This window comes from Streptococcus caledonicus, assembly GCF_042656225.1.
Classification (GTDB): Bacteria; Bacillota; Bacilli; order Lactobacillales; family Streptococcaceae; genus Streptococcus; species Streptococcus caledonicus.
Map to the genome: position 1 here is coordinate 602,104 of NZ_JBHSOJ010000016.1, position 12,934 is coordinate 615,037.

13 protein-coding genes are annotated in these 12,934 nt (G+C 37.5%); 7 read left to right on the forward strand and 6 right to left on the reverse strand.

Going from position 1 to position 12,934, the window contains the following annotated elements:
• Positions 1-8: 8 nt before the first annotated feature.
• The gene (locus ACFPQ3_RS06815; protein ID WP_156805216.1) at positions 9-941 is read left to right on the forward strand and encodes a 3-oxoacyl-[acyl-carrier-protein] synthase III C-terminal domain-containing protein; all 933 of its coding nucleotides are present in this window, start codon (positions 9-11) and stop codon (positions 939-941) included.
• A gap of 13 nt (positions 942-954) precedes the next feature.
• The gene (locus ACFPQ3_RS06820; RefSeq protein ID WP_198039873.1) at positions 955-2,187 is read left to right on the forward strand and encodes a glycosyltransferase; all 1,233 of its coding nucleotides are present in this window, start codon (positions 955-957) and stop codon (positions 2,185-2,187) included.
• Positions 2,188-2,251: 64 nt separating this feature from the next.
• Here ACFPQ3_RS06820 and ACFPQ3_RS06825 read toward each other — a convergent pair whose 3' ends face one another.
• Entirely contained in the window at positions 2,252-2,740 is a 489-nt protein-coding gene (locus ACFPQ3_RS06825) for a DUF308 domain-containing protein (protein WP_161980473.1), read from the reverse strand.
• A gap of 226 nt (positions 2,741-2,966) precedes the next feature.
• On the opposite strand from ACFPQ3_RS06825, the gene gloA reads away from it, so the two are divergent.
• The 3 genes from gloA to ACFPQ3_RS06840 all read left to right on the forward strand — a co-directional run bounded on the left by gloA (position 2,967) and on the right by ACFPQ3_RS06840 (position 5,365).
• Positions 2,967-3,338 (forward strand): lactoylglutathione lyase, encoded by a 372-nt coding sequence (gloA, locus tag ACFPQ3_RS06830; RefSeq protein ID WP_156805213.1) that lies wholly within the window; start codon positions 2,967-2,969, stop codon positions 3,336-3,338.
• 201 nt (positions 3,339-3,539) lie between these two features.
• Positions 3,540-4,892: an NADP-specific glutamate dehydrogenase gene (gene gdhA, locus ACFPQ3_RS06835; protein ID WP_156805212.1), complete on the forward strand. Its 1,353-nt coding sequence runs from the start codon at positions 3,540-3,542 to the stop codon at positions 4,890-4,892.
• Positions 4,893-5,017: 125 nt separating this feature from the next.
• Positions 5,018-5,365: a GNAT family N-acetyltransferase gene (locus ACFPQ3_RS06840; protein ID WP_232323164.1), complete on the forward strand. Its 348-nt coding sequence runs from the start codon at positions 5,018-5,020 to the stop codon at positions 5,363-5,365.
• Between the two features lie 255 nt (positions 5,366-5,620).
• Here ACFPQ3_RS06840 and citC read toward each other — a convergent pair whose 3' ends face one another.
• A complete protein-coding gene (gene citC, locus ACFPQ3_RS06845) occupies positions 5,621-6,667 on the reverse strand; it encodes a [citrate (pro-3S)-lyase] ligase (RefSeq protein WP_156805211.1) in 1,047 nt (348 codons plus the stop codon).
• A 143-nt stretch (positions 6,668-6,810) separates the two neighbouring features.
• On the opposite strand from citC, the gene ACFPQ3_RS06850 reads away from it, so the two are divergent.
• The gene (locus tag ACFPQ3_RS06850) at positions 6,811-7,869 is read left to right on the forward strand and encodes an AbrB family transcriptional regulator (protein WP_156805210.1); all 1,059 of its coding nucleotides are present in this window, start codon (positions 6,811-6,813) and stop codon (positions 7,867-7,869) included.
• Between the two features lie 80 nt (positions 7,870-7,949).
• On the opposite strand, the gene ACFPQ3_RS06855 is transcribed toward ACFPQ3_RS06850, so the two are convergent.
• On the reverse strand, positions 7,950-8,810 hold the full coding sequence (locus ACFPQ3_RS06855) for a helix-turn-helix domain-containing protein (RefSeq protein WP_156805209.1): 861 nt from the start codon (positions 8,808-8,810) through the stop codon (positions 7,950-7,952).
• A 206-nt stretch (positions 8,811-9,016) separates the two neighbouring features.
• Between ACFPQ3_RS06855 and ACFPQ3_RS06860 the strand changes: the two genes are divergently transcribed.
• Positions 9,017-9,196, forward strand: a complete 180-nt coding sequence (locus ACFPQ3_RS06860) for a hypothetical protein (protein WP_156805208.1) — start codon at positions 9,017-9,019, stop codon at positions 9,194-9,196.
• A gap of 532 nt (positions 9,197-9,728) precedes the next feature.
• On the opposite strand, the gene citG is transcribed toward ACFPQ3_RS06860, so the two are convergent.
• The 3 genes from citG to ACFPQ3_RS06875 form a co-directional block, all read right to left on the reverse strand.
• Positions 9,729-10,613 (reverse strand): triphosphoribosyl-dephospho-CoA synthase CitG, encoded by an 885-nt coding sequence (gene citG / locus ACFPQ3_RS06865; RefSeq protein ID WP_156805207.1) that lies wholly within the window; start codon positions 10,611-10,613, stop codon positions 9,729-9,731.
• Positions 10,606-11,304, reverse strand: coding sequence for a GntR family transcriptional regulator (locus ACFPQ3_RS06870; protein WP_156805206.1), 699 nt, complete (start codon positions 11,302-11,304; stop codon positions 10,606-10,608). The genes citG and ACFPQ3_RS06870 overlap by 8 nt, the downstream gene beginning before the upstream one ends.
• A gap of 145 nt (positions 11,305-11,449) precedes the next feature.
• Positions 11,450-12,853 carry a CitMHS family transporter gene (locus ACFPQ3_RS06875; protein ID WP_156805205.1) on the reverse strand — a complete coding sequence of 468 codons (1,404 nt, stop codon included), beginning with the start codon at positions 12,851-12,853 and terminating at the stop codon, positions 11,450-11,452.
• Positions 12,854-12,934 lie beyond the last annotated feature (81 nt).

Consider the following 12,934-nt stretch of genomic DNA (forward strand, 5'->3'; position numbering starts at 1 on the left):
GATTATTTATGAGAAAATTAATGATTAAAGGTTATGGAACAGCATTACCCAAACAAACCATCCACTTTGGTAACCAGACTCGCTATCGTGTTTCTGGCACTGAAAATCAACTAGGTTTAGCTGTCGAAGCGATTGAGAAAGCCCTTATAAAAACTAATCTATCAATCACCGACATTGACTGTATCGTCTCTGCCAGTGCTGTTGATGTTCAGCCAATTCCTTGCACAGCGGCTTTGATTCATGAAAAAATTGCCAAAGGAACAGCTATTCCTGCTATGGACATCAATACTACCTGTACAAGTTTTATCACTGCTTTAGATACCATGTCTTATCTCATATCAGCGGGGCGCTATCATAATGTACTTATTGTGTCTAGCGAGGTGGGGTCATTGGCACTCAATCCCAAACAAAAAGAAAGTTTTGAATTGTTTAGCGATGGAGCAGCAGCCTTTATCTTTGGTCGCCAGACTGAAAAAGAAATTGGTATCATTGACGCCAAACAATGCACTTGGTCAGAAGGAGCACACGATACCGAAATTCGTGCTGGGCTATCTGCTATACATCCAAGCACTTATGCAGAGGAAACTAAAGAAGACTTCATGTTTGATATGAAAGGACGTCGGATTTTAGGACTTAGTGTTAAGAAGGTTCCTCAAATGGTTCAGGAGTTCTTGGCTAGTAATCAGCTTAATACCAGTGATGTTCAGTTCTTTATCCCGCATCAAGCTAGCAAAGCTCTGCCTTTAGTCATGGAAAAGCTAGGTGTTCAAAAACATCAGTACATCAATATCGTCTCTGATTATGGCAACATGGTTTCAGCCTCTGTTCCTTTTGCATTTGCTTATGCACTAGATGAAGGCTTGGTAACAGTGGGAGATAAAATCATTTTAGTTGGAACGGCTGCTGGCTTAACGACTAATATCTTGCTGATGCAGCTATGAGCGGGGAATGCTAATGAAAAAGAAAGCAGTAGCGGTAATTGTAATCCCCATGGCAGGTCATTTTTTACCACTAATGGATTTGTTAATACCACTAAAACAGGACCACAACTTTACCGTTTATACCACTTCTAGTCGCCGAAACGAGGTAATTGCTAACGGATTTCAATTTGAGCCTTTATCAACTTACCATGATGATGAGGATATCAATACATTAGCCTATTCCACTAACCAATTAAACCTAGTATCAAGTTTTAAAACCTTCAAACAAGTGGCTAAACTGTTGACAACTATTACCTCTGAATTAATCGTGCGAATAGAGGCAGACCTCATTATTGCAGATATGATGTTATTTACAGCTCAATACCTTTCAGATAAAACGGGTATCCCTCTCATTTCAGCCTTTCCAATTCCATTTGTCAGTCAAGGTTACGATGCCACGCCAACCTTTCTCAGAATCCCTTATTCTGAAAATAAGGTCATTAATAAATTGGCAAATCAAGGTCTAAAATGGGGCAAAGACCTCATGTTTTTAGGGTGCAAACCATATTTGCCGAAAGATTTTCACCTTTGGCATGAGAACCAAAAACAGCCACTCTTAGAATATTTTTATTCTAGAGAATCCATCGTAGCTTATGGTATTAAGTCTTTGGAATTTCGGACGGATTTACCTAAACAGCTAACATTTATCGGATACCCATTGACTAAAACTGAACATCCCTCCCATTCTATTGGAAATACAGTAAATTTTTTAGATTATAAGAAAGTCGTTTTAGTGACCTCAGGGACACTTGTTAAATGGTCTAAAGACTATTTTCGAAATGTAGCAAAGGCCATTGCAACACAGTACCCAAATTTCTTAGTTATTTTTACAGAGGGGACTACCAAGAAAATCTCTCAACTTGATAAAAATCTCTACACTTGTTCCTATATTCCTTACGATGCTTATCTGCCCAATATAGACTATGTGATTCACCATGGAGCAGCAGGGATTTTCTACAAAGCTATTGCCAACACGATTCCATCCCTCATTATCCCAATGGATTTTGACCAATATGACTTTGCCAAGCGAGCTGATTATTTCCAAGTAGGAATATACGCTAAAAATAGGAAACTGAAAACAGTCTTAGACGCTTTCCAAAACCTAATTACAACTGATTGGCCTAATTTACCAAAATATGCTAAAGAGGTTAACAATACTCCTAGTAGTCTACTCTTGGCAAAAGAAATAGACCGTTTAACCCAATAACAAAAAATTCCCGCAACAACACACTTTTGCGAGAAGATTATGATATGGATATCATTCTTATCATTTAGAATCGTTTGCCCAATAGCATGGTCGAAGCACCAATTATGATAAAAATTAGAGAAAAGAATTTTCCGATAAAAACAGAAGAAAAGACTGGTGCAATAAAGAGAAGTAACCCGATGCCAAGAATGCCCCAGGTTTGCCGTTTATCATTACGATTTTGTAGAGAGCTAGTCCCCATCATCAAACGTGAAATCCCTAAAATAAGCAACCATAGCGATAACATGGAAAGAATAAGATTGCTTCGGAAAAAGGCAGAGCTGGTCATCAATAAAAATCCAACAAGTGTAGAAAGGCTAGCTTTTACGAGTAAACGAAGCGAACGATGCGTTTCTGGTAAATAAAAATAAAGCCGCAACTGATTAAGCCCAGTTACAAAAATAACAAAGGCAATCACCGAAGCGATTGTGCCAACAGCCGCAAATGGATGGTTAAACAGGTAAATTCCTAAAATAAGACTACTAATGCTAATAATTAACGAAAGTGTTTTCATCATTTCTCCTTTAGTGATGTTTTAAAATAACAAAGTGGTGTAACACTTAATCGGTCATCTTGGTGACTTACTAATAATCTGTTATCCCCATAGAAACATTTGTAACAAACGGCTCAGCACAACAGTCAATCATTTCATACAATGAATTTATTATAGAAAAATGCTGAAAAGTTGTCAAAAAACTCTTATTATTTTACAATATTGTTATTATGACTAGGAGGATTTTATGAAATTACTACACACTTGTATCCGTGTTAAAAACTTGGAAGAATCATTGAAGTTTTACTCAACTGCTTTTCCTTTCTTTGAAGCCCGTCGCATGGATTTCCCAGAACACAAGTTTACCATCGTTTACATGCAAACAGAAGGTGAAGAGTTTGAGCTTGAGTTGACTTACAACTATGACCACCCAGGTTATGATCTTGGCAACGGTTATGGTCACTTGGCTGTTGGTGTCGAAGACCTTGAAGCGTCACATGCAGCCCACAAAGAAGCTGGCTATGACGTCACAGATCTTAAAGGACTACCGGGGAAAGATGTTCAGTATTACTTCATTACTGACCCAGATGGTTACAAAGTCGAAGTGATCCGTCTATAATTTGCATAGGTATGTCAGAAAATCTGACATACTTTTTGATTTTTTCCGCTAAATTTTAAAAAATACTTGACAAAAATATTCTGAAAATTTATACTATTTACTGTAGTTATTTTTTCTCACCTCGTTTATTGCTATAAAACGTGAGCCAATAGGCTTTGAAAAGTGTGAGATATCGTATTATTTAGATAATGGAGGCAAATTATGACAAGAGGTCAAGAATATGTTGCTAGCGTTTTTGAAAAAGTAAAAGCACAAAATGGGCATGAAGCTGAATTCCTACAGGCTGTTGAAGAAGTCTTTGATTCACTTATTCCAGTTTTCGATAAATATCCTAAATATATTGATGAAAATATCTTGGAACGCCTAGTAGAGCCTGAGCGTATCGTTTCTTTCCGTGTGCCTTGGGTCGACGATAAAGGTCAAGTCCAAGTTAACCGTGGTTTCCGTGTCCAATTCTCATCGGCAATCGGACCTTACAAAGGAGGACTTCGTTTCCACCCATCTGTCAACCAATCAATTATCAAATTCCTTGGATTTGAGCAAATCTTTAAAAACTCACTGACAGGTCAACCAATCGGCGGTGGTAAAGGTGGTTCAAACTTTGATCCTAAAGGTAAGTCAGATCTTGAAGTGATGCGTTTTACCCAAAGCTTCATGACTGAGTTACAAAAATACATCGGTCCAGATGTAGATGTTCCTGCTGGAGATATCGGTGTAGGTGGACGTGAAATTGGTTATATGTTTGGTCAGTACAAACGCCTTAACGGTTATGAAAATGGTGTCTTGACGGGTAAAGGCCTAACTTACGGTGGCTCATTAGCTCGTACAGAAGCAACTGGTTATGGTGTGGTTTACTTTGCTGAGCAAATGCTTAAAGCGCGTGGTGAAAACTTTGCTGGTAAAACAGCCATCGTCTCAGGTTCTGGTAACGTGGCTATCTACGCAATCCAAAAACTGCATGAGCTCGGCGCTAAAGTAGTAGCTTGTTCTGACTCATCTGGTTACATTTACGATGAAAATGGTATTAACGTTGAAACATTGAAACAACTTAAAGAAGTAGAGCGCGCTCGTATCGTTCAATATATTGAACACCATCCAAACGCTCATTTCACACCATCGTCATCTGATAATAATATTTGGACAGTCAAAGCTGACCTTGCATTCCCATGTGCAACTCAAAACGAACTAAATGACGCTGACGCACGCGCTTTGGTACGCAATGGTGTTATCGCAGTTGCAGAAGGTGCTAACATGCCATCAACCCTTGAAGCGATTGATGTCTTCCACGCGGCAGGCGTATCATTTGGTCCAGCGAAAGCTGCAAACGCTGGTGGTGTTGCCGTCTCAGCTCTTGAAATGGCTCAAAACAGCGGACGCACAGCTTGGACATTCGAAGAAGTTGATAGCAAACTCTACAATATCATGAAAGATATTTATGAAAATGCAGCAGCAGCAGCAGAAGAATTCGATGCTCCAGGTAACTTGGTTGTAGGTGCTAATATCGCTGGTTTCCTTAAAGTAGCTGAAGCAATGTCAGCACAAGGTGTTATCTAATTGTTTGAAACGGTAAAACAGAAGTCCTACGGGCTTCTGTTTTGACATCTTTGGAAATTCTTCTCTCAATTTGGTATAATACATGTGAAAATAGCTATTGACTAACAAGGCTAAGGAGACTTGAAATGATTAGTTATCAAAAGTTCAACTACAAAAATTTAGAAGAAGTTAAAACTCTTTACAAAGAAGCAAACTGGACTAGTTACCTTTCTGATGATGAGAAATTGGCGCGTGCCTTTAAAAATTCTCTATGGATTTTAGGTGCCTTTGACAATGACCAATTAATTGGATTTGTTCGTTGTGTCGGAGATGGAGAACATATCTTATTGGTACAAGACCTTATTGTTGCTACCGCTTATCAACGTCAAGGGATTGGAACCACCTTGCTAAAACAGGTTTGGAAAACTTTTTCTCATGTACGTATGATTCAATTGAATACCGATTTATACGATGAAAAGGCCAATAACTTTTAGAAAGCTTTTGGCATGAAACCGTTAGCTGAAGGTCAAATGATATCCTACTTTAGACACTAAAAAACTTTGAACAAAACGTTGCCAGCTAACACTTCTTTATTGTCACAATCTTTGAAATGATACAAACAAAAAGCGAACAAGATAGTATTCTTCTAAGGATTAGGAAACTATCTGTGTTCGTTTTTTCTCGTTTATCATTTGACTTGTTCAGAAGTAACAGTAGAACCACAGCAACACCATGCCATAAATAGGACGTCAATAATGGATAACTTGCTCAGATTGCCGAATACGCTCAATAGTCGGTTTAGCTTCAAGGCTTTGAAAATAGTCTAAAGTAGTCTGAGGTAGTAATTGGTCTAGTAGATTCCAATTTCCATCTTTAATCGCCTGTCGTGTTGTCGAAGCAGAGATTGGTTGACTTTCCGAAAACTCCTTACGTTTTACCACGATGCAATCAATGCCCTGCTCTGGGAGTTTGTCAATCATGACTTGATTATAAAGATTAGTGACCAAACTTGTCGGTTCTTCACCAACATAACGTCTGGTAATTCCCAATTCCTGAGCAATCTTTGTAAAAATTGCTAAATCAAGTCTTGCTTGACTTTCAATCACCACCACCTCATCTTTTTGGAAATAGGATGGAAAAGTTGCTTGGCTAATGATATAGTATCCGCTATCATGGTAAATGATATTATCAAGATGAGCCGTACCTTTTAACACCAATTTTTTTCGGACATCAAAAGGAATGAGACTTTTGTCCTCACTAACAATAAAGAGATGGAGTAGATCATTTTCTGCGCATGCTTTTTCAACGAGATACTGATGACCTAGGGTAAACGGATTGGCATTCATGACGATAGCAGCAACCTTATCTGGATTTTTTTGTGGGCGTTCCAACTGCTTGAGATAGTCTTGAAATCCAGTTTTTTTATTTTCCATAAAGCTGACAAGCCCATCAATACGTGCAATTTCATTAAAACCTAAATCAGCAAAAAATCTAGCTGTGCAGGTCTTAGTGTAGAGAAATAGATGCGTATTTCCTTGTTCAAATTGATAATCAACCAAATGACTGACAATAAGATTCATCAAGCCCTCACCCTGATAATCTTTTGAAACTGCTAGGCAACGTAGCGTATTGCCAAAAGTAGAACCCGTAGCAATCACTCGGTCGCCGTCATAAATAGCACACGTACAGTCAAGATGCGCATCGCGACGGATCCCTTCTTCATGAAGTAGAGTGTCAATTTTTAGGTGCGCTTTTTTATCAAATGGGAAAATTTTTGAAACGGTGTACTCAGACATAACTCACCTTTCTCCTTTTTAAACTATTATATCAATTTTCGAGCGTTTCTCATGTCTTTTCACTGGTTTTTAGGCTAAAAAGCTCCTCTATTTATCTTGAAAGTGTGCTATAATAACAGTGACTTTTAACCAAGGAGAGAAATATGCAGGCGCTTCTGATAACTGTTTTAGTAGGAACTTTGGGCGGCTTTGTGGCTAAAAAATTGAAGTTCCCCGCTCCATTTATGATTGGGAGCATGATCGCAGTAGCGATAGTCTCTATTGCAACTGGAAGTATGGAGACGACCAAGGCTATGAAAATTTTTGCTCAGATTGTGAGCGGTGCCTATATTGGTCAAAATATCAAAAAAGAAGATTTGTCTAACCTCCCTAAATTGGGTAAAGTCATTGCCATTTTGATGGGGATTTTCACTATTAACATGGTCATCATGGGGATTATTTTTATGACTTTCTTTGACATGACCCCAGTCACCGCCTTTTTAAGTTGCTTGCCTGGTGGCATTATGGATGTGTCTCTAATGGCAGTCGATATGGGAGCCCAGTCTGACATTGTTGCAACGATACAAACCGCTCGACTGATGGGAATTTTACTTATTTTACCCCTTTGGATTTCTTTTTGGGTCAAACGCTTCGCAGGCATTCCCAAAACCTCTGAAACACCTAAAAGTAGCCTCAAAAAAGCCAGCCTTAAATTACCTGCTAAGCAGCAATGGATGAACAATTTGTTCATTTTAGCGGTAGCGACTATCGGTGGTTTTATCGGCTTATGGCTAGACATTCCTGTTGGTGCCTTGATTTTTTCACTCATTTTTTCATCAACTTTGAAAATAAAATGCAACACCGTCCAATTAACAAGCAGTATTCGTTACACGGCTCAAATTTTTGCAGGCTCTATTATCGGAACCAGCTTTACTCAAGACAGTTTGAGACAAATGTTGCACCTGATTGTACCTGTCATCCTTTTGTTAGCCAGCTATTTACTCATCAATGTCGCATTCGGATTCTGGATGGCGCGTACTGGTATCCTCGATTTACAGTCAGCCCTCTTTGCCTCATCGCCAGCAGGAGCAACAGATTTAACCTTGATGGCAGGAGACCTAGGTGGTGACATGCCTAAGATCGCAGGCATTCAAATTAGTCGCATTCTCTACACAGTCGTTATCATGCCACTTTTAGTAAAAGCTCTGCTGACATTCTTTTAAGATAGCCAAAACTCCAGAGGTTCAATCTGGAGTTTTCAGTCTTTTGAGAATAATTTTTAGATAAAAAGTATTTTAAAGTTTTACTTTAATAAATCATTTATATATTTTTCAATTTGAAGAGACATCAATTTATTACCATAGATTTTAGATAAATCACGCGCTTCTGAGTAATACTCCATTACTTTATCGCTATCTAAAAATTCTTTGCTACCATTGCCAACTATAATTAACAGAGGAGCTAATTGGTAACTCGTCTGATACTCTTTACAGACTTCAATGGTTTCCATTGCAATTTGTATAGCTTCTAATGCCTTGTCTTTGGCAAGTAAATGATGAGCGTAATTATACCTTGTTCTGATATAGCCAAAAAGAAATTCTTGAGAGTCAAAGTCTTTCTCGCTATATAGTTCAATGAGTCTTTGATAGTTTCTTTCATAGTCTTCATCTCGACCAACTAGGGAATAAAAGTTAGCTAGAGTATTAAGAATTTTTAGATAAACAGAATGTTTTTCACTCACTAAGGACATTGTTTTTTCCAGCAAAGAGATAGCCTTATCCTTTTCATCATAGGAATAGAATAAAATGAGCGCATGAATCCAAGTAAGGTAAGACTCTTCATCAAGCGATAAAAATGATTGTTTTTCCTTTTCAAGATTGTAGAGATATTCAAGGTCTTTGTAATTCCTATCTTCTAATAATTTAGTTGATAATCTCATGAATTCTTTTAAATTAGAGACAGACTCTATTTGCTCATCAAAGAAATAATCTATTGTGACATTAAGCCTACCTGCTAGTTTATACAAGAGCGTAGCTGTAGGCATGTAGTTCCCTCTTTCAATTTTACTAATTTGACTTTGTTCACAAATTCCCTCAGCTAGTTCTGACTGGGATAAACCATATTCTTTGCGTTTGGTTTTCAATTTATCTGCGATATTAACCATGTTTTTAAATCCTCTTTAGCAACTCTATAATGTATTTCAATTGACTCTTGATATATATTATACAACTTATATTTTACTCTTTCAAACAAAATTGACATTCTTGAAAAACTATAATATAAAAAAATATATAACGAAATACATGAAATTGTTGACGTTTTCATTTTTATATGATATTATCTCCATATAAAAAGAAAAGAGGTTATTTTGTGAAGAAAAAACGTCATTATATATTTGCGATGCTAATGTCATTATTAGTTTTTAGTTCTGGGTCTAGTCTTTCTAGCAATTATCTAAAAGATAAAAAGGTTATCATTCCTAAAACTAATGTCGTTTTTGAGAGAGCAACCAATAACAATTCTGGTCTTGATGTTGGGAAAGCCGATTAATTGACTGGAATTCTATGAGTGAAATCGTTTAGTATTCATGAGGAGCAATGATAGTAGCATTTGGTGCACTAGGTGCGACAGTTATGCTCGGATTTGAAAATAGATACTATGCTTTAGTTACAGGTAAGGGATAATATGTTAAAAATAATAAGTATAGCCCAATGTTTTATAATAATCATGTTTTGTGTTTCTATGCTTCTTTTGAGAAAAAACTTTGATTCCTTAAATGCTATTTTGATTGTTATAATGATATCTCAACTTTATTTATTACTATTTGTGATAATGAAGAGCTAAATAATAAAATGATAACCTCAATTCGACTATTTATCATTTTTAATTTATAGTAGAATGAAATAAAATTAGGACGCCAACGAATCAGGAACATGTAATATCATAATATTTTCTGACTTATGTTGTATCAAACAACTATAGTTAAACAAAGTAAAATGAACGATTATTAAAGATCTTAGGAGTCTGAATATTTAATCTTAAAAATCCCTCCAGAAATGCTGCTCTGAAGGGATTTTTTTATTCAAAGTATCCCTTCTAACATAGCAAAGTAGAAGGTTAAAGCTAATAAGTCTGCTGTTCCTCCAGGACTTAGATTGCGCGAGATCAAAATATCATTGTATATACTGAGTTGGTGTACTAATTCAGATTTTGTCAGATAGGCTCCGTACATTTTTTGGCACTCTTCCTTGACTTGCTGCCAAGCTTCAATCCCCCCGCGGTGGATGATATTGCCATCTTCCACAAAAGTCATGAGATAAAGAAGCAGTTGGAGTTGTGCCAATTCCTTATCATTCTGTTTTAGTTTTTCTCGGAAAAATGGCAGAGCTTTTTCAGTTAGCGTTGGAAAGCCCTCGCTTGCTTCGCCACGTGGTCCCTTGATACCGTAATCGAGATAAAGTTTCTCACCGTAGGTTAATTCTTTTTTCTCGCTCAAATGACTTAAATCCGTTTCAATGAGATGGCAACAAAGAGACGAACTGATTTGACAAATCACTTTAGTGTCATCTTTGGAAAATCGTTTTGGATTTTTTAAGAGTTCAAGATGTTTTTTCAAATAAGTACCCGTTGCTCCGAGGAGAACTGCTAGAGAAAAATTGACTCCTTTGTGGGTGTTAATCCCACCTGTTGCTTCAAACATCGCTTGTTCTGCCTTTATCCCTAAATCCCGTAAAGCATTAAAGAGGGCAAGTGGTGGCTCATCAGCCATTTGATAGCCTAAGCTGATATATTTTTCAAAGAACGGCGCCAAAGCCATCGTGCTGTCAATAAAAGTGCTAAATGTCATATCTGTATGCGCACCGTCATCAAATCGGTCAACGAGACCAGGCTTTGGACTTAGAGAAACTTCGTATAAGAGGGCCTTGGTGGCTAAGTTGCTAAAATACTGAAATGGTGTATCAGGCATGAGAAATAGCTTCCATTTCCTTGAGAATAAAATCTAATGAACGATTGAGATGCTCGTGGGTAATCAATGTTACTTGCTCAATGTCTTGATTTTTCATGCCACGATAGATAATCCAGTGTTCTTCTAAAGCCTTGGTGCGACGTTCTAGAGAAGAAATCGAAATTTCACGGAAGTAAACCAAGTAAGTCTGTAATTCTGTAACAATTTCACGTAGACGCAACATCTGGCTTTTCTCATAAATAAGATTATTGAATTGATTAAAGTTAGCTAAGATTTTGTCAATATTTTTGTCATCGGAAATCATGCCTTCACACTCCGTCAAAACAGCTCTCATTTCTTCAAAGTCAGCTTCAGTCATTTTATACATGGCTTTTGTTGTCGCAAGAGTATCAAGTGCTTTTCGAATGTCAAAAATTTCAACGGCATCTTTGGCGCCGATCCCTTTGGCAACAATCCCCTTTTTAGGGGTGTGTTCAACTAATTTTTCCTCAATTAACAAGCTGATAGCATGACGAATTGGAGTACGACTGATATTAAGTTCCGTTGAAAATTCCTTTTCATTAATCCGGCTTCCTGCTGGAATTTGACTTAAAATAATAGTCTTTCTTAAAGCTTCATAGAACGCTTGTTTGAGTGGGATGTTTTTTGAAAGATCAAGGTTAGCCTTAACCGCTTCAATGATTGGATTCATAAGTTACATTTTCCTTTCAAGTATCACTATTATTATACCTAATTTTTATAGAAGTTGTTAGCATTTTTTGACAAAACCACAACAAACCTCTCAGAGTATTTCTGAGAGGTCACTTCATATTTTTTATTATTCAAGTTTATTAGTCTTACTGTGGTATATACAATGGCATGTGTCCAGTTGCAATGATTGTTACAACAAAGATGATAAAGATTACAGCAGCGTACTTAGCTGATTCTTTTTGCCATTCACCCATATCAAGTCCTGTCAAGCGAAGGAGAAGGTAAATGAAAGCTACAAGTGGGCTGAGCAAGTGGAACGCTTGTCCCATAAGTGATGCAAGAGCCATAGCTTCAGGTGTGAATCCATAAGAAGCACCAGCTTCTGCCATAACAGGAAGGATACCATAGTAGAAACCATCATTTGAGATGAAGAAGGTACCTGGTGCAGAAACAAGAGCAATGATAAGTCCCCAGAAACCAGCCAATTGTTTAGGAATGATTGTTGCAAAGCTGTTAGCAAGAGCAGTCGCCATACCTGAACCTTGGAAAAGACCCATGAAGATACCAGCCGCAAATACCAAGATAACAACTTGAACAGCATCACCAGCATTATCACCGATACGTTTAGATTGGTCTTTAAGAACTGGATAGTTTACCATAAGGGCAATAACAGTACCAACTGCAAAGAGAAGAAGTGGAGCAAGTTCAATTGTTTCAATAAATGAACCAGCAACTAACCAACCAATAAGAACGATTGTCAAAATGGCGTTAAACCAGAAGTTTTTAGGACGACGGATAGCAAGTGTATCTGGGTCAGTAATGTCTGTCAACTCTTTTAATTCAGCTTCAGAAAATTCAACAACACCAAGACGTGCACGTTCTTTTCGTCCCATGCTAGGAGCAACCCAAAGTGTTACATAAAGTAGTGAAAGGACCATACCTGGTGCCAGATAGCCAAGGATTTCAGCGCCTACACCAAGAACTGACATAGCACGCGCTGTTGGTCCTCCCCAAGGTAGAAGATTCATGATTGTATTTTGAAGAATAATCAAAACACCAAGGTTCATAATTTTCATATTCAGTTTCTTATAGATTGGTAAGAAAGCTGAAACAACGATAAGAGTTGTTGTTGTCCCATCACCATTCATAGAAACAGCTGCCGCAACAACGGCTGTTGCAATGAGAACTTTCATTGGGTCGCCTTTTGCGAAACGAATCATTTTCTCAGTAATAGGGTCAAAGAGCCCTGCATCTAACATGGTTGAAAAGTAAAGGATGGCAAAAAGCAACATGATACCAGTTTTTGCAGTTGTATTTACACCATAAAGTACCATGTCACCAATGGCAGTTAAACCATTGACGCTTCCTTCTTCACCGACGAAGCTAACAAATTTAGCATCAGAAGCCAAGTCTGCGGAACCTGTAATGATAAGTACAGCTGCAAATACAAGCGGTACTAATACAAGTGACGTAAATGGCGACATTTTCTTCGTCATCACGACATACATGAAGACGATAATCATAGCATAAGCCAAAACAGTCAATAACATATGTTATTCTCCCCTTTAGTTAATTTTGTAAATTCAATAGGGTCTATTGAACTTGAATAAAATATGAAGGTGTGCTAGACC

Bases quoted from the DNA above. Each gene is read 5' to 3' on its own strand.
- gloA (WP_156805213.1), top strand. From the start codon at position 2,967: ATGAAATTACTACACACTTGTATCCGTGTTAAAAACTTGGAAGAATCA.
- ACFPQ3_RS06820 (WP_198039873.1), top strand. From the start codon at position 955: ATGAAAAAGAAAGCAGTAGCGGTAATTGTAATCCCCATGGCAGGTCAT.
- ACFPQ3_RS06855 (WP_156805209.1), bottom strand. From the start codon at position 8,810: ATGGTTAATATCGCAGATAAATTGAAAACCAAACGCAAAGAATATGGT.
- ACFPQ3_RS06815 (WP_156805216.1), top strand. From the start codon at position 9: ATGAGAAAATTAATGATTAAAGGTTATGGAACAGCATTACCCAAACAA.
- citG (WP_156805207.1), bottom strand. From the start codon at position 10,613: ATGCCTGATACACCATTTCAGTATTTTAGCAACTTAGCCACCAAGGCC.
- ACFPQ3_RS06840 (WP_232323164.1), top strand. From the start codon at position 5,018: ATGATTAGTTATCAAAAGTTCAACTACAAAAATTTAGAAGAAGTTAAA.
- citC (WP_156805211.1), bottom strand. From the start codon at position 6,667: ATGTCTGAGTACACCGTTTCAAAAATTTTCCCATTTGATAAAAAAGCG.
- ACFPQ3_RS06875 (WP_156805205.1), bottom strand. From the start codon at position 12,853: ATGTTATTGACTGTTTTGGCTTATGCTATGATTATCGTCTTCATGTAT.
- gdhA (WP_156805212.1), top strand. From the start codon at position 3,540: ATGACAAGAGGTCAAGAATATGTTGCTAGCGTTTTTGAAAAAGTAAAA.
- ACFPQ3_RS06870 (WP_156805206.1), bottom strand. From the start codon at position 11,304: ATGAATCCAATCATTGAAGCGGTTAAGGCTAACCTTGATCTTTCAAAA.
- ACFPQ3_RS06825 (WP_161980473.1), bottom strand. From the start codon at position 2,740: ATGAAAACACTTTCGTTAATTATTAGCATTAGTAGTCTTATTTTAGGA.
- ACFPQ3_RS06850 (WP_156805210.1), top strand. From the start codon at position 6,811: ATGCAGGCGCTTCTGATAACTGTTTTAGTAGGAACTTTGGGCGGCTTT.